Annotated in this window: 18 protein-coding genes; 1 reads left to right on the top strand and 17 read right to left on the bottom strand. The window is 67.5% G+C overall.

Annotated features, from left to right (window positions below):
• Genes QM701_RS17580 through QM701_RS17595 form a run of 4 tightly spaced genes read right to left on the bottom strand, consistent with a single transcriptional unit; the run spans position 1 to position 3,776 of the window.
• Positions 1-1,407 (bottom strand): DcaP family trimeric outer membrane transporter, encoded by a 1,407-nt coding sequence (locus QM701_RS17580; protein WP_415168302.1) that lies wholly within the window; start codon positions 1,405-1,407, stop codon positions 1-3.
• Between the two features lie 53 nt (positions 1,408-1,460).
• A complete protein-coding gene (locus tag QM701_RS17585; RefSeq protein WP_415169427.1) occupies positions 1,461-2,192 on the bottom strand; it encodes an amino acid ABC transporter ATP-binding protein in 732 nt (243 codons plus the stop codon).
• A gap of 34 nt (positions 2,193-2,226) precedes the next feature.
• The gene (locus QM701_RS17590; protein ID WP_415168303.1) at positions 2,227-2,985 is read right to left on the bottom strand and encodes an amino acid ABC transporter permease; all 759 of its coding nucleotides are present in this window, start codon (positions 2,983-2,985) and stop codon (positions 2,227-2,229) included.
• 20 nt (positions 2,986-3,005) lie between these two features.
• Positions 3,006-3,776, bottom strand: coding sequence for an ABC transporter substrate-binding protein (locus tag QM701_RS17595; protein WP_415168304.1), 771 nt, complete (start codon positions 3,774-3,776; stop codon positions 3,006-3,008).
• A gap of 445 nt (positions 3,777-4,221) precedes the next feature.
• On the opposite strand from QM701_RS17595, the gene QM701_RS17600 reads away from it, so the two are divergent.
• Positions 4,222-5,733 carry an aminoacyl-histidine dipeptidase gene (locus QM701_RS17600; RefSeq protein WP_415168305.1) on the top strand — a complete coding sequence of 504 codons (1,512 nt, stop codon included), beginning with the start codon at positions 4,222-4,224 and terminating at the stop codon, positions 5,731-5,733.
• On the opposite strand, the gene QM701_RS17605 is transcribed toward QM701_RS17600, so the two are convergent.
• The 13 genes from QM701_RS17605 to QM701_RS17665 all read right to left on the bottom strand — a co-directional run bounded on the left by QM701_RS17605 (position 5,699) and on the right by QM701_RS17665 (position 19,819).
• Positions 5,699-6,802, bottom strand: a complete 1,104-nt coding sequence (locus QM701_RS17605) for an EAL domain-containing protein (RefSeq protein WP_415168306.1) — start codon at positions 6,800-6,802, stop codon at positions 5,699-5,701. The genes QM701_RS17600 and QM701_RS17605 overlap by 35 nt on opposite strands.
• A 184-nt stretch (positions 6,803-6,986) precedes the next feature.
• Complete coding sequence (locus QM701_RS17610; RefSeq protein WP_415168307.1) at positions 6,987-8,300, bottom strand: methyl-accepting chemotaxis protein; 1,314 nt, start codon at positions 8,298-8,300, stop codon at positions 6,987-6,989.
• Positions 8,301-8,616: 316 nt separating this feature from the next.
• Entirely contained in the window at positions 8,617-9,138 is a 522-nt protein-coding gene (locus QM701_RS17615) for an asparaginase domain-containing protein (protein WP_415168308.1), read from the bottom strand.
• 26 nt (positions 9,139-9,164) lie between these two features.
• Positions 9,165-11,543, bottom strand: coding sequence for a DNA topoisomerase IV subunit A (parC, locus tag QM701_RS17620; protein ID WP_415168309.1), 2,379 nt, complete (start codon positions 11,541-11,543; stop codon positions 9,165-9,167).
• A gap of 107 nt (positions 11,544-11,650) precedes the next feature.
• The gene (locus QM701_RS17625) at positions 11,651-12,082 is read right to left on the bottom strand and encodes a hypothetical protein (protein WP_415168310.1); all 432 of its coding nucleotides are present in this window, start codon (positions 12,080-12,082) and stop codon (positions 11,651-11,653) included.
• A complete protein-coding gene (locus tag QM701_RS17630) occupies positions 12,069-12,692 on the bottom strand; it encodes a nucleotidyltransferase domain-containing protein (RefSeq protein WP_415168311.1) in 624 nt (207 codons plus the stop codon). Before QM701_RS17630 ends, QM701_RS17625 begins: the two co-directional genes overlap by 14 nt.
• Before the next feature lie 56 nt (positions 12,693-12,748).
• The gene (gene parE / locus QM701_RS17635) at positions 12,749-14,698 is read right to left on the bottom strand and encodes a DNA topoisomerase IV subunit B (RefSeq protein WP_415168312.1); all 1,950 of its coding nucleotides are present in this window, start codon (positions 14,696-14,698) and stop codon (positions 12,749-12,751) included.
• Positions 14,699-14,992: 294 nt separating this feature from the next.
• The gene (locus tag QM701_RS17640; RefSeq protein WP_415168313.1) at positions 14,993-15,658 is read right to left on the bottom strand and encodes an OmpA family protein; all 666 of its coding nucleotides are present in this window, start codon (positions 15,656-15,658) and stop codon (positions 14,993-14,995) included.
• Between the two features lie 126 nt (positions 15,659-15,784).
• Positions 15,785-16,120 (bottom strand): hypothetical protein, encoded by a 336-nt coding sequence (locus QM701_RS17645; RefSeq protein ID WP_415168314.1) that lies wholly within the window; start codon positions 16,118-16,120, stop codon positions 15,785-15,787.
• Between the two features lie 249 nt (positions 16,121-16,369).
• Positions 16,370-17,077, bottom strand: coding sequence for an ABC transporter ATP-binding protein (locus tag QM701_RS17650; RefSeq protein ID WP_415168315.1), 708 nt, complete (start codon positions 17,075-17,077; stop codon positions 16,370-16,372).
• Positions 17,078-17,079: 2 nt separating this feature from the next.
• Positions 17,080-17,844 carry an ABC transporter ATP-binding protein gene (locus QM701_RS17655; RefSeq protein WP_415169428.1) on the bottom strand — a complete coding sequence of 255 codons (765 nt, stop codon included), beginning with the start codon at positions 17,842-17,844 and terminating at the stop codon, positions 17,080-17,082.
• On the bottom strand, positions 17,844-18,926 hold the full coding sequence (locus QM701_RS17660; protein WP_415168316.1) for a branched-chain amino acid ABC transporter permease: 1,083 nt from the start codon (positions 18,924-18,926) through the stop codon (positions 17,844-17,846). Before QM701_RS17660 ends, QM701_RS17655 begins: the two co-directional genes overlap by 1 nt.
• Positions 18,926-19,819 carry a branched-chain amino acid ABC transporter permease gene (locus tag QM701_RS17665; RefSeq protein WP_415168317.1) on the bottom strand — a complete coding sequence of 298 codons (894 nt, stop codon included), beginning with the start codon at positions 19,817-19,819 and terminating at the stop codon, positions 18,926-18,928. The genes QM701_RS17660 and QM701_RS17665 overlap by 1 nt, the downstream gene beginning before the upstream one ends.
• Positions 19,820-19,966 lie beyond the last annotated feature (147 nt).

A 19,966-nucleotide genomic window follows, 5' to 3' on the forward strand; every position in this document is an offset into this window, starting at 1 on the left:
TCAGTTGAGGTTGTAGCGCGCCAGGAAGTTGATGCGCGACATGTCGCCCTTCTCGCCGAGCAGCGTCTCGCGCTTGCCCCAGATGTATTCGAGGCCGACGTCGACCGGCTTGATCGGGTTCCAGATGCCGCCGATGTGCGCCTGCGTCACGCGCTTGTTGACGCCGTACTGGCCGCCGCCGAAGCCATTGGCGATGGCGAAGTCGGTGTAGTCGTTGGTGTACGTCTTCTGCGTGCCGACGACGTAGTTCATGCGGAAGGTGTCGCTGACCTTCTGCTGGTAGCCGAGCACCACGCCCAGCGCCTTCTCGCGCAGGATCTTGCCGGTGGCCGGATCGTAGGCGGCGCCCTCGATGTAGTTGAAGTAGCGGCCGATGCCGGTGCCGCCGGTGACGATCCAGCTGACGAAGTCGTCGCCGAAGGTCTTGATCTGGCCGCTGGCCGACAGGCCCCAGCCGCGCTTGCGCTCGTCGATGCCCGCGCCGTCGTCGATGCGCAGCTCGTGCGAGACCGCGCGCAGGCTCACGGAGCCCCAGTCGTAGGCCTTGTCCCAGCGCGCGACGAGGTCGGGGACCTTGGCGAAGCCCGCCGAGGTGGCGGCGCCCGTGCTGTCCAGCACGTAGCTCGCCGAGTTCTCGATGGCGCCGATGAACTTGCCGTACTGCGGCGTCGAGTAGGTGTAGCGGATCTGCGGCTGGCGCACGAAGGTCGAGCCGATCGGGCCGTTGAAGTCCACCGTCTCCGGCGTGTTGTCAACGTCCATGAAGGTCGACCAGGTCTGGCCGACCAGCCAGGAGCCGAGCTGGAAGTAGGCGTGGCGCAGGCGGAAGTCGTAGCTGTTGGTGGCCTGCTGCGTGTAGATGTTGGCCAGGCTGCCGTAGACCGCCGAGTTGCCGGTGCGCGGGTCGTTGTTGAAGTCGCCCTCGACCTTGGCCATCAGCAGGCCGTATTCCGTGGGCGTGGCGGCCTCGATGCCGATGCGCGAGGTGCGCGCGTGCAGGTAGGTCTCGCCGTTGCGCTTGGCTTCGGCCGAGCCGCGCAGCGGCATGTAGGGCATGAAGGTGGCGTAGTCGTTCTTGCCGCCGTCGCCCTTCATTTCGTGCACCATGTTCAGCTCGCCGACGCCGTACAGGCGCACCGAGGTCTCGCTGCCGGGCACGCGGAACGAGCCGGGGATGTCGCCGGCGACGACCGCTTCCTTGCCCTGCGCGCTCACCTGGTCCTTGAGGTCGGCGACCTCCTGGTTGGCGCTGGTGGTCGAGGCCTTGAGCGCGGCCAGCTGCTCCATCAGCGCCTTCATCTGCGCTTCGAGCTGGGCGATGCGTTCGGCGTCGGTGGCGGCCCCCGCGTTGCCGCCCAGGCCGATGCCCAGCGCGAGCAGGGCGAGGGTGATCTTGTTCAGTTTCATGTTGCCTCCGTGATTGTTGTGGATTGTCGATTGTTCTTGCGTCGTTGGAATTTTCAGAAGCCGTGCCGCACCTGGGCCAGGAACGCCTGCGCGCGTTCATGGTCGGGGTTGGTGAAGAAGGCCTGCGGCGTGGTGTCCTCGAGGATCGCGCCCTCGTCGAAGAAGAGCACGCGGTCGGCCACTTCCCGGGCGAAGCCCATTTCATGCGTGACCACCAGCATGGTGATGCCGGTGTGCGCGAGCTCGCGCATGACGGTGAGGACTTCGTTGACCATCTCCGGGTCGAGCGCCGAGGTCGGCTCGTCGAACAGCAGCACCTTCGGGTCCATGGCCAGCGCCCGGGCGATGGCGACGCGCTGCTGCTGGCCGCCGGAAAGCTGCACCGGGTACTTGTGCGCCTGGTTCTTCAGGCCGACCCGTTCGAGCAGCGCCAGCGCCTTGGCCTCGGCCTCGGCGCGCGCCGTCTTGCGCACGCGCATCGGCGCGAGGGTGATGTTGCGCAGGATGGTCAGGTGCGAGAACAGGTTGAAGCTCTGGAAGACCATGCCCACTTCGCGCCGGATGGCGTTCAGGCTCTTCGGGTCGTCGCTGATCTCGATGCCGTCGATGACGATCTGGCCGCCGTCGTGTTTTTCCAGGCGGTTGAGCGTGCGCAGGAAAGTCGATTTGCCCGACCCGGACGGGCCGACGATGGCTGTGACCTGCCCCTCGGCGAAGGCCGCCGAGACGTCGCGCAGCGCCTGGAAAGAGCCGAAATGCTTGTCGACGTTGCGGGCGATGATGATGGGTTTTGGCGTGGTCGTGTTCATGGCGTGGCGTTCAGCGCTTCTGGCCGACCTCCAGCTTGGCCTCCAGCGCCGAGGTCAGCGTGGTGAAGGCCGTGGTCAGGATCAGGTAGATCGTGGCGATGGTGAGGAACACCGGGATCGGCTGGTAGCTTTCCGCCTGCACCCGGTAGCCGACCATGGTCAGCTCGACCACGCTGATGGCGTAGGCCAGCGAGGAGTCCTTGACCAGCGACGCCAGGTTGTTGGCCAGCGCCGGCAGGGCCACGCGCATGCTCTGCGGCAGGACGATGTCCACGAACGTTTCGAACTGGGTCAGCCCCAGCGCCCGCGCCGCCTCGACCTGCCCGTGCGGCACGGCGAGGATGCCGGCGCGCACGCACTCGGTGTTGTAGGCGCCGATGTTGAGCGACAGGGCGATCGCGGCGCAGGCGAAGTCCGACAGGTCGACGCCGGCTGGCATGACGCTGGGCACCACCAGCCAGACGAAGAGGATCTGCAAGAGCAGCGGCGTGCCGCGGATCAGCCAGACGTAGAAATCGCACAGCCAGCGCAGCGGCGGAAAGCCGGACAGCTTGCCGATCCCGGCCAGCACGCCGAGCACCACTCCGACCGAACCGGCAATCAGCGTCAGCCACACCGTGATGCGCGCGCCTTCCGAGAACTGCTGCGCGGCCGGCCCGACCGGCGCCGGCGCGGCGGACAGCGGAATGGCCATGCCCCAGAGGAAGACGAGCAGGCCGACCATGGCGCCGAACATCGTCCAGCCGGGGTGTTGCTTGGTCCAGTTCATTTTTTCGTGCTACGGCGCGGTCAGTGGCAGGTGATGTCCGTCTTGAAGTATTTCTGGCCGAGCGCCGCCAGCGTGCCGTCCTTGGTCAGGTCGGCCAGCGCCGCGTTGTACTTGTCGATGAACTCCTTGTTGTTCTTGCGCAGGATCGCCGAGACGCGCTCGACGAAGATCTGTTCGCCGGGAACGATGTTCGCGTCGGCGTTCTTTTCGATCGTCGCCCGGATCAGCCACTTGTCGGAAATCCATGCGTCGATCTTGCCGGCTTTCAGCGCCGAGAACGCTTCCGGGTCGGCCTTGTAGGTCTTCAGCTCCTTGAGTCCGGGGATCTTCTTGGCGTTGTCGTAGTAGCTGGTGGCGAGCTGCACGCCGACCGTCTTGCCGTTCAGCGCGGCCGCGGTCAGGGCGCCGTTCTTCGGCGCGGCGATCTGGCCGCCGGTGCAGTAGTGCGGGCTGGCGAAATCGACCGCCTTGGCGCGCTCCTCGGTGTAGCCGTGCGAGGCGATGGCGAAGTCGAAGCGGTCCTGGCGGATCGACGCCAGCTGCGCGTCGAAGGAGACCACGCGCCATTCGATCTTGAGCCCCAGCTTCTTGGCCACGGCTTCGGCGACGTCGACCTCGTAGCCGGTCAGCTTCGAGCCTTCGAAATAGTTGAAAGGATAAAAGGCGCCTTCGGTGGCGGCGATGATCGTGCCGGAATCCTTGATGGCGTTCCAGTCACGCGCCTGGACCGGCGCGGAAAGCATGAGCGACAAGGGTAGGACGACACCCAGTAGTTTCGTTGGAAATCGCATGACTGCTCCTGAATGGATGTGATTGGCTGGCAATGCGCAATGACGCGGTGTGAGCGGAAACAAAACCCGGCGTGGCATCGGAGCCGGGCGTAAGGCATCCCGGACGTCGGTCGATTGGGGGCCTGCTGTACCCGGCACGACACGTCCTCCGATCCAGTAGTGGGTACATCAAAAAACGGTGAATTCTCTTTCCGTGCGGAAAACGTTTTTCTGTGTAAAGGCACGAAAAGGGCGACAGAATACAGCAAACCAAAGTGGTGTACATAGGTTTGTTCGCACAGTCGGAAGGCGCCGGCGCGGGCGTCTCCCGCAGGGCGGAAAAGCGCCGACCGCTGCTGCCATGAAGGCCGAATTTTCGGCCGCGTGCGCCGCTCCGGACGCGGAGCGGTAAACTCGGGCGTCGCGTGTTTCTTTTCCAATCCCGATCGCCTGACAGGAACTCCCCATGACGCTTTCCTCCGCCTTCGCCGGGCTGCAGCCCGCCGCCGTCTGGTCGCATTTCGCCACGCTCTGCGCGATCCCGCGCCCCTCCAAGGGGGAGGCGCGGCTGCGCGAACATCTGCTCGGCTGGGCCAACGCGCGCGGCCTCGCGACGAGCGTCGACGCCGCCGGCAACCTGATCGTGCGCAAGCGCGCGAGCGCCGGCCGTGAATCGGCGCCGGGCGTGGTGCTGCAGGCGCACCTGGACATGGTGTGCCAGGCCAACGCCGGCACGCCGCACGACTTCACGCGCGATCCGATCGAACCCGTCCTGCGCGACGGCTGGGTGCTGGCCGAACACACCACGCTCGGCGCGGACAACGGCATCGGCGCGGCGCTGATGCTGGCCGTGCTGGAGGACGAGTCGCTGGCGCACGGCCCGCTCGAAGCACTGTTCACCGTTGATGAGGAATCCGGCATGGGCGGCGCGCGCGGGCTCGATCCGGACGCGCTGGCCGGCCGCCTGCTGCTCAATCTCGACACCGAGGAGTGGGGGCAGTTCTATCTCGGCTGCGCCGGCGGCATCAACGTGCAGGTGCGGCGCGCGGGCCGGCCGGAGGCGCCGCCCGACGGCCATGTGGCGCTGCGCATCGACGTGCGCGGCCTGCGCGGCGGCCATTCGGGGGTGAACATCCACGAGGGGCGCGGCAACGCGATCAAGCTGCTGGTGCGGGCGCTGCGCGACGTCGAGCGCCGCTGGCCGCTGCGTCTCGCCGCGCTGCGCGGCGGCACCGCGCGCAACGCGCTGCCGCGCGAGGCGTCCGCCGTGGTCGCCGTGCCGCGCGCGGCGGCGACGGAAGTGGCCGCACTGCTCGCCGGCCTGCAGGCCGTCTGCCGTGACGAACTGGCCGGGATCGACGGCGAGGTCGCCCTGAGCTGCGAACCCGGCGCGCCCGACGAGATCGCGCGCGTGCTGGACGCCGCCGGGCAGGCGGCGTGGCTGGCCTCGCTGCACGCGGCGCCGCAGGGCGTCCGGCGCATGAGCCTGAAGGTGCCGGGCGTGGTCGAGACCTCGGACAATCTCGGCGTCGTCGAGTTGACGCCGGACGGCGGCGAATGCTGCTTCATGGTGCGCTCGCTGGTCGACAGCGCCGGCGCGGAACTCGCCGAGGAGATCGTCAGCCTGTTCGCGCTGTCCGGCGGCGGCGCCGAGGCGTCGGGACACTATCCCGGCTGGGCGCCGGACCCGGCTTCGCCGCTGCTGGCCGTGTGCCGCGAGGTTTACCGCGCGAACTTCGGCAGCGTGCCGGCGATCGAGGTGATCCACGCCGGACTGGAGTGCGGCCTCATCGGCGGCACGTATCCGGGGATGGACATGGTCTCCTTCGGTCCGACGATCCGCGGCGCGCACGCGCCCGGCGAGACGGTCGAGGTCGGTTCGGTCGAGCGCTGCTGGTGGCTGCTGCGCGAAATCCTCGCCGCGCTGGCGCAGCCCGGAGCCCTTACAGCGCGTCCTCCGGAATCGGCTCGCCGGTGAGGTAGCCCTGGATCAGCTGCACGCCCATGGCGATGCAGGCTTTCGCTTCCTCCTCGCTCTCGACGCCCTCGGCCAGCGGGATCGAGCCGGCGGAGAGCACCATCTGCACCAGGTCCCGGACCACCTGCTGCTTGCGCGGCCCGGCCTTGTGCAGGCCGTGGATCAGCGACATGTCGAATTTGACGAAGTGCGCGGGCACGTCGGCGAGTTCGAGCAGGCGCGCCTGCCCGGCGCCGAAATCGTCGTAGGCGAAACGGATGTCCAGGCCGGCCAGCCGGTCGGCGAAGCCGCGCAGCTGGTCGATGTTGGTCACCGCCGACTCGTGGATTTCCACCACGATCTCCAGGTCCGGCATCGAGTGGCGCAAACGTTCGAGGGAGACGAGAAAGACCTCGCCGAACATCTCCTTCGGATGCGCGTTGATGAACAGCTTGCTGCCCTGCAGGCGCTTGGCGAACCGGCTGATGCCGTACTCGCGGAAGGCCAGGCTGAGGTCCACCTCGCGGTTCATGCTGCCCGCCAGGTTGAACAGCTCGATCGGCGTCTTCGGCAGGCGCGGGTGATTGGCGCGCCCGAGCAGTTCGTAGCCGATGACCCGGCGCGTCTTGGCGTTGACGATCGGCTGGATCGCGCCCGACAGGCCGTGGCCCATGATCAGCTCGTCGAACTCGGCCTCGTTCGAGGCGAAGTGCTCGGACAGCAGCCGATCCTCCGGCATGACCATGGTATGCATCTGGTCGAAGGGCAGGACGCTGGGCTGTTCGACCTGGATCAGGCGCAGCCTGAACTCGGCGCTGGCGAAGTGGATGACGTCGCCTTCCTTGAGCAGGCAGTAGCCTTCGACCCGGTGGCGGTTGACGAAGGTGCCGTTGGTGCTGTTCTCGTCGATGAGGCGCATCTGGCCGGTGATGTCGCGGGTCAGCGAGGCATGGATGCGGCTCAGCCCCAGGTTGGCGATCACCAGGTCATTTTCCTTGCTGCGGCCGATCTGGCAAGGAAGCCGGGTGATCAGGAATTGTGTGCAACTCCCGTCGGAACCGGCCGATTCGAGCGCCCATTGATTATCCAAGAAACTGCCCCGCCTCCGGAGATGCCGAAAATGTCTGCAGATTAGCAGAAAAACGCGCCGGCAATCGTAAGACACTGTCAGCCGGCGTGCCCCGGGACGCCGCCGGCCGGCCGCCGTTGCCGGGGCGGACCGGCGGCGCGGCCGGAATCATGCGTCATGGCCGGCGGCCGCGCGGGGCCGCCGGTCAGACCTTGAACTGGCCGACGATCCCGTCGAGTTCCCTGGCCTGCTCGGACAAGCCGTCGGCGGCCTTGGTCGTCTCGCGCGCGCCGGAGGAGGAGCGGGCCACGACCTCGGTGATCTGGTGCATGTTGTTGCTGATTTCGGTGGTCACCGCGGTCTGTTCCTCGGCGGCCCGGGCGACCTGGTTGATCTGCTCGGTCACGTGGTTGATCTGCTCCAGGATGCGGGCCAGGGCGTTGCCGGATTCGGCCGCCTTGGCGCTGCCCCGGGTGACTTCGTTGACGCCCGTCTCCATGGCGGCGACGGCCTCCTTGGTCTCGCTCTGGATGCTGCGGATCATCTCGCTGATCTCGGCCGTGGCCTTGCGCGTGCGCTCGGCCAGCTTGCGCACCTCGTCGGCGACCACGGCGAAGCCGCGGCCCTGTTCGCCGGCGCGGGCCGCCTCGATGGCGGCGTTGAGCGCCAGCAGGTTGGTCTGGTCGGCGATCTCCTGGATGGTGCCGGCGATCGCGCCGATCTGCTCGGAGCGGCCGCCCAGGTTTTCCACCGTGCCCGCCGTTTCCTTGACCCGCCCGGCGATGCTGTTCATCACGGCGATGGTTTCGTTGACCACCCGCGCGCCCGACAGGGCGGCGTCGCCGGCCAGCCGCGAGCTTTCCACGGCCATGCCGCAGCTGCGCGCGATGTCGCCGGAGGAGGCCGACATCTCTTCGCCCGCCGTCGCCACCTTTTCGGCCTGTTCCGACACCTCGGCGGCGTCGGCGGCGATCTGCGCGGCCGTGGCGTGGAGCTGCTCGGCCGCCGCGGCGATCTGGTGCGTGCTCTTGCCGATCTGGGTGATGTCCTCCTGGATGTTGTCCATGAACATGTCGAACCACTTCGAGAGCTCGCCGAGTTCGTCCTTGCTGTCCAGGTAGATGTTCTTGGTCAGGTCGCCTTCGCCCTCGGCGATGTCGCGCATGATGCCGGTCATGAGGCGCAGCGGGGCGATGATGCTGCGGCTGATCAGCACGGCCAGCACGATCGCCGCCAGCGCCGCCAGCGTGCAGCCGGCGGCCAGGCTGGCGACGGCCGAGCGGTAGGCGGCCAGCGCCTTGCCGTGGCTGGCTTCGGCCTGGTTCTTCAGTTCGGCGGGAACGTCCTTGCCTTCGCCGGCGAGCAGGGCGAAGGCCTTGGCGTTCACCGCCGCCATCTGGTCCGCCTGCCCCTCGATCGTCCGCAACTCCAGATAGGAAAAGATGGAAATGCCGATGATCAGCACGACCATGAACAGAAAGCCCGTCAACAGCCGGGTGCCTATTTTCAGGTTCTTCATTACCCCTCCAAGCATGCGATGCTCCCTTGAGATCCGGTTTTTTTGTCGGCGCCCGCCAAGGCCGCCTGCCCGCGCGCGGCGGGTACCGTTCGCGCTCCGTCTTTGCCTCGACGGTTCGCGCGTGGAGTCATAGCGTCTGGATATGGCTCCGTTGCGGATGCCTTGCCGCCTGCCGTGCCGCGCCCGGGCCTTCTATTGGCGCGTCGCTTTTCTGTCGCCCGTCGCAGCGCGGTTGCCGATTGTACGCGCTTTGCCGCCGGAAATGCGCTGGAAAAGCGGGCGGCGGACGCACGCGCCGGCGGGCCGGCGCGGAGGGTTACGGCGCCTGCAGCGGCTGGCCTTCGAACACGCCGCGCGCGCGGTTCTTGCTCACGGCGTGCCAGGGGAAGCAGCGGCCGTTCATGGCGATGTAGACGCCCGGCGGGACGAGCTGCGCCGCCGCGATCGCGCTGCCGAGGTTGAACAGCGCGTCGCTGCCGGACACCGAGTAGGGCACCATGGCGCCGGTCAGCACCAGGCGCTTGCCGGCCAGTGCGGCGTCGCCCGACGCGGCGGCGCGCCCGAGCACGCCGGCCGTCTCGGCCATGGTGTCGGTGCCGTGGGTGATGACGATGAACGGCTCGGCGGCGCGGCGGCAGGCGTCGAGCACCCGCTGGCGGTTCTCGTCCTGCATGTCCAGGCTGTCGATCAGCTGGTTCAGTTCCAGCTCGATCGGCAGGCTGCAGCGCACCTGGGCGAGGATGTCCGGCAGGTGCGTGTCGGCGAAGGTCAGCTGGCCGCGGATGGCGTCGTAGCGCTTGTCGAAGGTGCCGCCGGTGATGATGATGCGCAGGCTCATGGTCGTCTCGGATGGATGCAGAGGGTTCAGTTCGCTGCCGGTCCCGGCGTCGCCGTTTCCGGGCCGCCGATCACCGGGTTGTTCACCAGCCCGACCGCCGCGCCGCGCCGCGCGCGCTGGCCGAGATGCTTGTCTTCGGAAAGCAGTTCCTTCGGCCGGTTGCGGAAGGAGCCGGCAATGCGCACGGTCGGGCCCTGGAGGGCGATCACCGACTTCAGCGTCTCCTTGCCCTTGAGGCCGATGATCTGCACGCCCTTGCCGCCGGAGAGCCGCTTCATCTGGTCGAGCGGGAAGACCAGCAGGCGACCGTCGCCGGAGAGCGCCGCGACGTGATCCATGCCGCGCGCGACGGGCGCGGGCGGCAGGATGGCGGCGCCGTCCTCCAGGGTCAGGAAGGCCTTGCCGGCCCGCTGGCGCGAGAGCAGATCGCCGTAGGCACAGATGAAGCCGGTGCCGGAGGTCTTGGCGATCAGGAATTCGTCTTCCTGCTTGCCGGTAAGTACATGCGCGATGCGGCTGTTCCCCATGTTGACGAACGAGGGCAGCGGCGCGCCCATGCCGCGCCCGTCGGGCAGCGCGGCGATCGGCACGGTGAACGCCCGGCCCTCATTGGAGAGGATGACGAGCGAATCGACCGAGCGGCATTCGTAGGCGACGCCCGGCCCGTCGCCGTCCTTGTAGGCGACGCCGGAGAGGTCGAGGTTGTGGCCCTGGCGCACGCGCGCCCAGCCCTTCTCGGAGACGATCAGCGTCACCGGTTCGTCGGCGACGGCGGCGACTTCCGAGCGCGAGGCCATGGCCGAGGCTTCGATCAGCGTGCGCCGCGTGTCGCCGTGTTTGGCGGCGTCGGCCCTGATTTCCTTGACCACCAGCCGGCGCAGCAGCGTGTCGCTGGCCAGCAGTTTTTCCAGTTCTTCCTTCTCGGCGCGCAGCTTTTCGAGCTCCTGCTCGATCCTGATGCCTTCGAGCCGCGCCAGCTGGCGCAGGCGGATTTCCAGGATGTCGTCGGCCTGCCGGTCGGAGAGGTCGAAGCGCGCGATCAGCGCCGGTTTCGGCTCGTCGGACTCGCGGATCAGGCGGATCACCTCGTCGATGTTGAGGAAGACGATGTGCCGGCCTTCGAGGATGTGGATGCGGTCGTTGGCCTTGTTCAAGCGGAATTCGCTGCGCCGGCGCACGGTGGTGAGGCGGAAGCGGCACCATTCGCCGATCAGCTCGGCGAGCGTCTTCTGGCACGGCCGGCCGTCGAGCCCGACGGCGACGAGGTTGATCGGCGCCGTGGTCTCCAGGCTGGTGTGCGCGAGCAGCAGGGCGACGAATTCCTCGCGGTTCTGGCGCGAGCTGACCGGCTCGAAGACCAGGCGGATGTCGTCGTCCTTGCCCGACTCGTCGCGCGCGCGCTCCAGCTGCGAGGCGAACAGCGCTTTCAGCTGCGCCGCCGACTGCTCGACGGATTTCTTGCCCGGCTTGGGCTGCGGGTTCATCAGCGCGCCGATTTCGGACAGCACCTTGGCGCTGGAGACGCCGGGCGGCAGTTCCTTGATCACCAGCTGCCAGGCGCCGCGCGCCAGTTCCTCGAACTCGTAGCGGGCGCGCACGCGCAGGCTGCCGCGGCCGCTGGCGTAGGCCGCCTCGATCTCGGCGGCGGGCGAGATGATCTGGCCGCCGCCGGGGTAGTCCGGGCCGGGGATGTACTGCATGAGCTCCGTGAGGCCGGCCTGGGGATTCTGGATCAGGCACACCGCCGCGTCGGCGATCTCGCGCAGGTTGTGCGGCGGGATCTCGGTGGCCATGCCGACGGCGATGCCGGAGGCGCCGTTGAGCAGCGAGAACGGCAGGCGGGCGGGCAGGAACGCCGGTTCGTCGAAGGCGCCGTCGTAGTTGGGCTGGAAGTCGGCGGTCCCTTCGTCGAGCTCGCCAAGCAGCAGTTCGGCGATCGGCGTCAGGCGCGCTTCCGTGTAGCGCATGGCCGCCGCGTTGTCGCCGTCGCGCGAGCCGAAATTGCCCTGGCCGTCGACCAGCGGGTAGCGCAGCGAGAACGGCTGCGCCACGCGCACCATCGCGTCGTAGGCCGAGGTGTCGCCGTGCGGGTGGTACTTGCCGATCACGTCGCCGACCACGCGCGCCGACTTCACCGGCTTGGCGCCGGCGGCGAGGCCGAGCTCGTGCATGGCGAAGAGCACGCGCCGCTGCACCGGCTTCTGGCCGTCCTTGACGTCCGGCAGCGCGCGGCCCTTGACCACGGCGACGGCGTATTCGAGGTAGTCGCGCGCGGCGGTCTCGTGCAGCAGGATGCTGTCGCCGTCGTCCTCGGCGGTGAGCACCGGCGCGGGAGGCGCGGGCGGGGCCGGCGGCTGGGCGAGCGTCCGGTCGTTGAACAGATCGGGTGTTTGGGTATCGTGCATGAGCGTTCATCCAGAAACGGCAAAGGCCAGACGCATCTGACCTTTGGTTCGAGAGCGGGCAGTCTACTACCGAACGCCGATGCGGGCTAGGCGGACTGCGTGGACCATCAGCTTTCTGGCAGGGTGGCGAGCAGGGTGCGCACGCGCCCCGAAACTTCGTTCGTCACGCGCAGCAGGGCGGCCAGCAAGGCCTCGTCCACGTCGATGTCGCCTTCGTATTCGGCGAGGTTGCGCTTGCGGTGCGCGTCGTCGAGCACCCGCCACTGCGCGGCCGGCAGGTTCAGGGTATGCGTCAGCGACTGGAAAACCAGATAGCGGTTTTCCGAGCGGTAGCCGTGCCAGCGCAAGGCCGCCAGCGAAAAGGCGTGCGCCGCGTTGTACGCCAGGTCGAACCGGCTTTCCACGCTCAGCGCCGCGCGTTCCGCGTCGGCCAGCCGCACGCCGCCCGAACGGAGCAGACCGGCCAGTTCGCTCGGCGCGGGTGGTTCCGTCTTCAACTTGCCGATGCGGACCAGGTTGTCGAGTTCAGGCAAGGGCATGGACGTCGCCCAGCAGCGGGATCAGGGGGCCGGCCAGGACCTTGGTCAGGAAGGCGTTGCCGTCGGCCTGGCGGCGTTGAAACTCGGCCGGCGTGTAGAGCGTGACGCTGATCTTGCGGGCCAGCCGCCGCTCGGCCGATGCGAGCGCCGCGTAGGCCTCTTCCAGCGTCAACCCCTCGGCGACCAGCAGCACGTCGATGTCGCTGGCCGCCGTGTCCGTACCGGTCGCCACCGAACCGTACACGCAGGCGGCGAGCAGCCGGCCGGCGAGCGGCGAGAGCGCCGAGCGCAGCGGCTCGGCGAGGCCGCTGGTCTTGATCACGATGTCGTGCAAGGCGGCGAACAGCGGTGATGCCGGGTTGGCCTGGTAGTGGCGCTGGTTGCCGAGGCGCATGCTCGTGACCAGGCCGCAGGCGGTGAGCCGCTTGAGTTCGCGCTGCACCGCGCCGGAGCCGGAACCGGCCAGGCCGATGATTTCCGTGGCGAAGAAACTGCGCCCCGGCTGGCCGAACAGCAAGCCCAGCACCCGCTGTTGTGTACCGGAAAACAGCGCGTCGGCCAGCCCCATGGGCTGGGCCGGCGCACGTGAAGGATTGGACTTTGTACCCATGTTGGGCATGTTAATGCCCTTTTTGGGCATATGCAATTCGCTCGAACGTCCGGCGGCTAGAGCTCCGCCCCGATCAGCGCCCCGTTGGCTTCCATCCACGCGCGCCGGCCGGCGGATTCGTTGCGGGCCATCAGCATGTTCATCACCGGGCGGGCTTCGGTGTCCTGCGGCAGGCGCACGCGCACCAGACGGCGGGTGTCAGGCGACATGGTGGTTTCCCAGAGCTGCTCCGGGTTCATCTCGCCGAGGCCCTTGAAACGCGAGATGTCCACCGCTTCGGGCTTGATGCCGTCCAGCTTCACGCGGTCGAGCAGGGCCTCGCGCTCGGCGTCGTCGAGCGCGTAGAGCTTGCGCGGCGGACGCTTCTTGCCCTGCGCCGGGACGTCGAGGCGGTATAGCGGCGGCTGTGCGAAATACAGGTGGCCGTGCTCGATCAGCTTCGGGAAATGGCGGTAGAACAGCGTGCACAGCAGGACGCGGATGTGGCTGCCGTTGACGTCGGCGTCGGTCATGATCACCACCTTGCCGTAGCGCAGGTTGTCGAGCACCGCGTCGGGCGCGTCGGGCAGGTGCGGGTCGATGCCGAGCGCCACGGCGATGTCGTGCACCTCGCGGTTGGCGAACAGGCTGCCGGGCTCGACTTCCCAGGTGTTGAGCACCTTGCCGCGCAAGGGAAGAATCGCTTGCACCTCCTTGTCGCGGCCGGACTTGGCCGAGCCGCCGGCCGAGTCGCCCTCGACGAGGAACAGTTCGTTGCGCGCCAGATCCTCGCTCTGGCAGTCCGAGAGCTTGCCGGGCAGGATGGCGACGCCGGACTGCTTCCGCTTCTCGACCTTCTGCCCGGCGCGCGAGCGGGCCTGCGCGGCCTTGATCGCCAGTTCGGCGATCTTCCTGGCGTCGTCCGGATGTTCGTTGAGCCACAGTTCGAGCGGATCGCGCAGCATGCGGGCGACCAGCGCGACGGCGTCGCGCGAGTTCAGCCGCTCCTTGGTCTGCCCCTGGAACGAGGGGTCGAGCACGCGCGCGGCGAGGACGAAGGAGAGGCGCGAGAACACGTCCTCGGCGGCGAGCTTGACGCCCTTGGGCAGCAGCGCGTGGTGCTCGGCGAAGCCCTTGACCGCGTCGAAGGCGGCCTGCCGTAGCCCGGTCTCGTGCGTGCCGCCGGCCGGCGTCGGGATCAGGTTGACGTAGGATTCGCGCGCGAGATTGCCTTCGCCGCTCCAGCATAGCGCCCAGGCGGCGCCGGCGCCGGCCGGGAAGTTCTCGTCGCCGGCGGCGGCGTACTTTTCGGCGGCGAAGATCGGCCCGGCGGGCTCGCCCTCGACCTGCTCGGCGAGGTATTGCTGCATGCCGCTCTCGAAGCGCCAGGTCTTCGTTTCCCCGCCGTTGACCGCCAGGGATATTTCGAGGCCGGGCAGCAGCACGGCCTTGCTGCGCAGCAGGCGTTCGAGCTCGGGCAGCGGCAGCTGCGGGGAATCGAAGAACTGCGCGTCCGGCCAGATGCGCACCTTGGTGCCGCTGGCGCGTTTGCCGGTATCGCCGACACGCGCCAGCGGTTCGACGACGGCGCCGCCGGAGAAGACGATGCGATGGCGGCCGCCGTCGCGCACCACCTCGACCTCCAGCCGGGTGGACAGGGCGTTGGTCACCGACACGCCGACGCCGTGCAGGCCGCCCGAGAAGCGGTAGGCGGAACTGCCGTCGTTCTTGTTGAACTTGCCGCCGGCGTGCAGCTGGGTGAACACCACCTCGACCGTCGGCACGCCCTCGACCGGGTGGATTTCCACCGGGATGCCGCGCCCATCGTCCTGCACGGTGACCGAGCCGTCGGCGTGCAGGACGACGGTGATACGCTTGCAGTAGCCGCCGAGCGCCTCGTCGGCGGCGTTGTCGATGGCTTCCTGGACGATGTGCAGCGGGTGGTCCGTGCGCGTGTACATGCCGGGGCGATGGCGCACGGGCTCCAGCCCTTTGAGCACGGAAATGGATTCGGCGGTGTAGCTCATGACTCGGTGGACTCCGACCGGCCCGTCCGGCCGAAACGACAAAAGGCCGGAACGTTTCGTCCGGCCTTGCCGACGGGCGCTGTCAAACGCGGGTGAAAAGTGACGGGATTATACGGCGTTCGGCGGAGCACTTCACCGGCCGGAGGGAACGCGCGTGCGGGCGATGGCCCTGCGTGTTTTGCGGAAGAACGTATTAACCACAACGAACACGGCGGGCACGGCGAAAAGCAAAATCTTGCCTTTCGCCGTGCCCGCCGTGTCGCCGTGGTAATCCGGTTTCTGCCTTTCTCCCGGTCAGCGCGCGGCTTCGGCGACGAAGATCTCGACGCGCCGGTTCATCGCCCGGCCGGCCGCCGTGGCGTTGTCGGCCACCGGTTCGCGCGAGCTGCGCCCGTCGATGGCGATGCGGTTCGTCGCCACGCCGCGGGCGACGAGGTAGTCGCGCGTGGCGGCGGCGCGATTGACCGACAGCGGCTGGTTGATCGCGTCGGTGCCGGTGTTGTCGGTGTGGCCGACGATGGTCACGTGGGTGACCGGATTCTGGTTCAGCGTGGTGGCGAAGCGGTCGAGTACGGGCCGCAGCTGCGGCTTGATGTCGTAGCGCCCGGTGTCGAACGAGACGTCGCTCGGAATCTCCAGCTTGAGCCGGTTGTCCGCCGTCTGGGTGACGTTCACGCCGGTGCCCTGGGTGGCCTGTTCCATGGTCGCCTTCTGTTCCTGCATGTGCCGTGACCAGAGATAGCCGCCACCCGCGCCGATCGCCGCGCCGATCGCCGCCCCGGTGGCCGCGCTGCGGCCGGTGTGCCCGCCCGCCGTGGCCGCGCCGAGCAGCCCGCCCGCGACGGCACCGATCGCCGCGCCGGTGCCGGTCGTGCGTTCGGTCTCGCCCATGTTGGCGCAGCCGGCCAGGCTGCCGGCGGCGAAGGCGATGACGGTGAGTGCGATGGTGAATCTCTTCATGATCTGGTCTCCACGGATGGTTGCGGTGTACGGTTGATTGTAGCAACGGCGGGAGCCTTTGCCGGCAAACGGCCGGCACGCGGCCGGGCGTTCGTTCCGCCCCGGTGCCGGGATGCGCCGCCGGCGCTAGGCGGGCAACGGCGGCGGTTCGTCCAGCGGGGCGCTCAGCCGACCGTCGAGGTAGCGTTTCGACACTTCGACGGCCGCCGAAGGAAGATCAGGGCCGAGAACGATGCGGGCCGCCACCTGCAGATCGTAATACACCCAGCGCAGCCCTTCCTCGACATGCTCCATCTCCAGACTGCCGAGCCGGCCGTGGCGATCGAACACGCGGGCGTTGTCGCTGTAGGTCAGCAACGTCTCGTCATCCTCGTCGCGCAGTTCGACCTGATCGTGATAGCTGCTCATGACGTGCCTGAAACACCTGTCTCCGACATAGAAGACCTTGATGGTGGCTGACATGTTCGTTCCTTTCATCAAAGACCGAGAGGCATGCATGCCAAAACGCGCCATTGCGCGAGTGGTACGACAAGCAATTGCAACGCTTTGTTCGAAAATGTAGCAAGAATGGCGCCGGATTTTATGAAATCCTTTGGAAACAAGAGGCTGTCAGCCGTTCCTCGAAAGGATGTGCGGTGTGTGTCAGCTTTTCCGACAGGGTCGCGGACGATTTTACCGATCCGCTCGCGACTTTCCGGCAAGTACGGCCACTCAGACTTCGCCGAGGTAGGCCTTGCGCACGCGGTCGTCGACCAGCAGGTCCTTGCCGTTGCCGGAGAAGGTGATGGCGCCGGTTTCCATGACGTAGCCGGTGTCGGCCACTTCGAGCGCGGCCTTGGCGTTCTGCTCGACGAGCAGCACGGTGACGCCGGCGGCGTTGATCTGCCGGATGATGTCGAAGATCATGCCGACGAACAGCGGCGCCAGGCCGAGCGACGGTTCGTCCATCATCATCACCGTCGGCTTGGACATCAGCGCGCGGCCGACGGCCAGCATCTGCTGCTCACCGCCCGAGAAGGTGCCGGCCTTCTGCTTGTGGCGTTCCTTCAGGCGCGGAAAGAGCTTGAAGACGCGCTCGCGGTCGGCTTCCACCTCGTCCTTGTTCGAGCGCGCGTAGGCGCCGAGGCTGAGGTTCTCGTCGACGGTCAGGTTGGGGAAGACGCGCCGGCCTTCCGGCACCAGCACGATGCCCGATTCGACGATGGCCTTGGTCGGCGTGCCGAGGATTTCCCTGCCGTTCCAGCTGACCGAGCCGCGGCCGGCCCGGACCAGGCCCATGATCGAGTTGAGCGTGGTGCTCTTGCCAGCGCCGTTGGCGCCGATCAGGGTGACGATCTTGCCGGCCGGGACGTCGAGGCTGATGCCGCGCAGGGCGTGGATGCCACCGTAGTGGACCGAGAGGTTCTTGATCGACAGCATGCTTACTCCACTCCCAGATAGGCCTCGATGACCTTGGGATCGTTCTGGATTTCCTCGGGCGTGCCGTGCGCGATGGTGACGCCGTAGTCGAGGACGTACATGCGCTTGCACACGCCCATGACCACCTGCATGTGGTGTTCGATGAGCACGATGGTGAGCTGGAACTGGTCGCGGATCTTGCGGATGAATTCCATCAGCTCGACCGATTCCTGCGGGTTCATGCCGGCGGCCGGCTCGTCGAGGAACAGCAGCTTCGGTTCCGTCGCCAGCGCACGGGCGATCTCCAGCCGGCGCTGCTGGCCGTAGGGCAGGCTGGTGGCCTTGGCCCGTTCGTGGCGGATCAGGCCGACTTCGTCGAGCAGCGCGCGGGCGCGTTCGTGGATGTGCCGCTCCTTTTTCATGTACGAGGGCAGGCGCAGCGTGGCTTCGAACACGTTGGTGCCCATGCGCATGTGCTGCGCCACGAGCACGTTCTCGAGCACGCTCATGTCCTTGAACAGGCGGATGTTCTGGAAGGTCCGCGCCACCCCGAGGCGGGTGATGGCGTGCGGCTTCATGCCGGTGATGTCGCGGCCGTCGAAGAAAACCTGGCCGCTGGTCGGCTTGTACACCCCGGTGATCAGGTTGAACGAGGTGGTCTTGCCGGCGCCGTTCGGGCCGATCAGGCCGATGATCTCGCCGGCCTCGACGGTCATGTTGAGCGCGGTGACCGCGGACAGGCCGCCGAACTGCTTGATGACGTCGCGGGTTTGCAGCAGGGCGCCCATCATTCGATTCCTTTCCCGGCCTTGGCGCCGCGCTTGGGCAGCAGGCCGATGCGGGACAGGGCGTCCCAGCTGAATTCCGAGGTGCCCATCAGCCCCTGCTGGCGGAAGATGACCACGATCATCAGCAGCGCCGAGAAGAACACCATGCGCAGGCCGGGGATGCCGTTGGTGACCATGAAGCCGAAGTTGAGCGGGCCGTCGAGGAAGCGCAGCGCCTCCATGGCGATGGTCACCACGACGGCCGCGATGACCGAGCCGGTGATCGAGCCGACGCCGCCGAGCACCACGATCAGCAGGATGTCGAAGGTCTTCAGGAAGATGAACTGCTTGGGGTCGATGGTCGTCAGGTGGTGCGCCAGCAGGCCGCCGGCGATGCCCGCGAGGAAGCTGGAGATGGTGAAGGACAGCACCTTCATGCCGAAGACGTTGACGCCCATCGCCTCGGAGGCGATCTCGTTGTCGCGGATCGACTTGAACGCCCGGCCGTAGCTCGACTTGATCAGCAGCACCAGGAACAGGGTGGTGGCGATCGCCGCGCCCCAGGCCCACCACATGGTGGTGTAGCGCGGCAGGCCCTTCAGGCCGAGCGAACCGTTGGTGATCGATTGCGCGTTGGTCAGCACGACGCGGATGATCTCCGAGAAGCCCAGCGTGGCGATGGCCAGGTAGTCGTCGCGCAGGCGCAGCGCGACGACGCCGAGGAACCAGCCGATGAAGCCGGCGACCAGGCCGCTGACCAGCAGCGCGGGCAGGAAGGGCAGGTGCAGGTCGAGCAGCCAGGGCGCGATCGGCTGCAGGACGAAGTTGGTCGTCTTCTGGTCGGCGGTCATCGCCAGCAGCGAGCAGGTGTAGGCGCCGACCGCCATGAAGCCGGCGTGCCCCAGGCTGAACAGCCCGGTGAAGCCGTTGATCAGGTTGAGCGACAGCGCCAGGATGATGTTGATCGCGCAGAGCTTGAAGATCTGCATGGTGAAGCGGTCGAAGTTCGCCTCGAAGACGAACAGCAGGGCGATGCCGGCCAGCGCGGCGACGAGGGTCAGCACCGTGTCCCGGCTCATGGGTTTCTTGCGCAGCGTATCCATCAGACTTTTTCCCCCTGGTTCTTGCCCAGCAGACCGGTTGGCTTGACCAGCAGGACCACGATCAACAGGATGAAGGCGAAGGCGTCCTTGTAGCCGGTGAGTTCGGGCAGGAAGGCGATGGTCATCAGCTCGATCACCCCGAGCAGCAGGCCGCCGAGCACCGCGCCGGCAATGCTGCCGATGCCGCCGACGACCGCGGCGATGAAGCATTTGAGGCCCGGCATGATGCCCATCAGCGGTTCCAGGCGCGGGTATTTCAACGCCCACATGATGCCGCCGATCGCCGCCAGCGCGCTGCCGATGGCGAAGGTGACGGAAACGATGCGGTCAACGTCGATGGCCATCAGGCGCGCCGCCTCGATGTCGGTGGACACGGCGCGCATGGCCATGCCCGTCTTGGTGCGGTGCACGATCCACAGCAGGATCGCCAGCAGAGCGGCGGTCACCACCGGGATGATCAGGCTGACGGCGGCGACGTGCACGCCGCCGATGACGTGGTTGGCGGCGAACAGGGCGGGGACCGGGAACGCCTTCGGGCGCGCATCGAAGAGCACGATGGCCAGGTTCTCGATGAGGAACGAGGCGCCGATAGCGCTGATCATGATCGAGATGCGCGGCGAGTCGCGCAGCGGGCGGTAGGCGGCGCGCTCCAGCCCCACGCCGAAGACGGTGGTGAGCACGATGGCCAGACAGACCGCCAGCCACCAGGGCATGAAAAACGTGCTGGCGCCGTAGAAAGCCAGGTAGCCGCCGATCATGAACACGTCGCCGTGCGCGAAGTTGATCAGGCGCAGGATGCCGTACACCATCGTGTAGCCGATGGCGATCAACGCATACAGGCTGCCCAGCGACAGCGCGTTGACGAACTGCTGAAGAAAGGTTTGAAGATCCATGAGGTTCCTTCTGGTACTGCGCCGACGGAACCGGGGCGGGCCGGAGGAGGCCCGGAGAACGGGGCCGTCCGGTCATACGAAAATCCGAATGTGGGGTAGCGAAGGCTACGGCACATCCGGATTCTCGGTCACTGCCGGTGGGTTGTA

Source organism: Propionivibrio sp. (genome assembly GCF_047602565.1).
Classification (GTDB): domain Bacteria; phylum Pseudomonadota; class Gammaproteobacteria; order Burkholderiales; family Rhodocyclaceae; genus Propionivibrio.

Coding starts and splice junctions, on each gene's coding strand:
- QM701_RS17580 (WP_415168302.1), bottom strand. CDS start 1,407: ATGAAACTGAACAAGATCACCCTCGCCCTGCTCGCGCTGGGCATCGGC.
- parC (WP_415168309.1), bottom strand. CDS start 11,543: ATGCACGATACCCAAACACCCGATCTGTTCAACGACCGGACGCTCGCC.
- QM701_RS17610 (WP_415168307.1), bottom strand. CDS start 8,300: ATGAAGAACCTGAAAATAGGCACCCGGCTGTTGACGGGCTTTCTGTTC.
- QM701_RS17645 (WP_415168314.1), bottom strand. CDS start 16,120: ATGTCAGCCACCATCAAGGTCTTCTATGTCGGAGACAGGTGTTTCAGG.
- parE (WP_415168312.1), bottom strand. CDS start 14,698: ATGAGCTACACCGCCGAATCCATTTCCGTGCTCAAAGGGCTGGAGCCC.
- QM701_RS17660 (WP_415168316.1), bottom strand. CDS start 18,926: ATGGATACGCTGCGCAAGAAACCCATGAGCCGGGACACGGTGCTGACC.
- QM701_RS17650 (WP_415168315.1), bottom strand. CDS start 17,077: ATGCTGTCGATCAAGAACCTCTCGGTCCACTACGGTGGCATCCACGCC.
- QM701_RS17640 (WP_415168313.1), bottom strand. CDS start 15,658: ATGAAGAGATTCACCATCGCACTCACCGTCATCGCCTTCGCCGCCGGC.
- QM701_RS17655 (WP_415169428.1), bottom strand. CDS start 17,844: ATGGGCGCCCTGCTGCAAACCCGCGACGTCATCAAGCAGTTCGGCGGC.
- QM701_RS17625 (WP_415168310.1), bottom strand. CDS start 12,082: ATGCCCTTGCCTGAACTCGACAACCTGGTCCGCATCGGCAAGTTGAAG.
- QM701_RS17600 (WP_415168305.1), top strand. CDS start 4,222: ATGACGCTTTCCTCCGCCTTCGCCGGGCTGCAGCCCGCCGCCGTCTGG.
- QM701_RS17665 (WP_415168317.1), bottom strand. CDS start 19,819: ATGGATCTTCAAACCTTTCTTCAGCAGTTCGTCAACGCGCTGTCGCTG.
- QM701_RS17615 (WP_415168308.1), bottom strand. CDS start 9,138: ATGAGCCTGCGCATCATCATCACCGGCGGCACCTTCGACAAGCGCTAC.
- QM701_RS17590 (WP_415168303.1), bottom strand. CDS start 2,985: ATGAACTGGACCAAGCAACACCCCGGCTGGACGATGTTCGGCGCCATG.
- QM701_RS17595 (WP_415168304.1), bottom strand. CDS start 3,776: ATGCGATTTCCAACGAAACTACTGGGTGTCGTCCTACCCTTGTCGCTC.
- QM701_RS17630 (WP_415168311.1), bottom strand. CDS start 12,692: ATGGGTACAAAGTCCAATCCTTCACGTGCGCCGGCCCAGCCCATGGGG.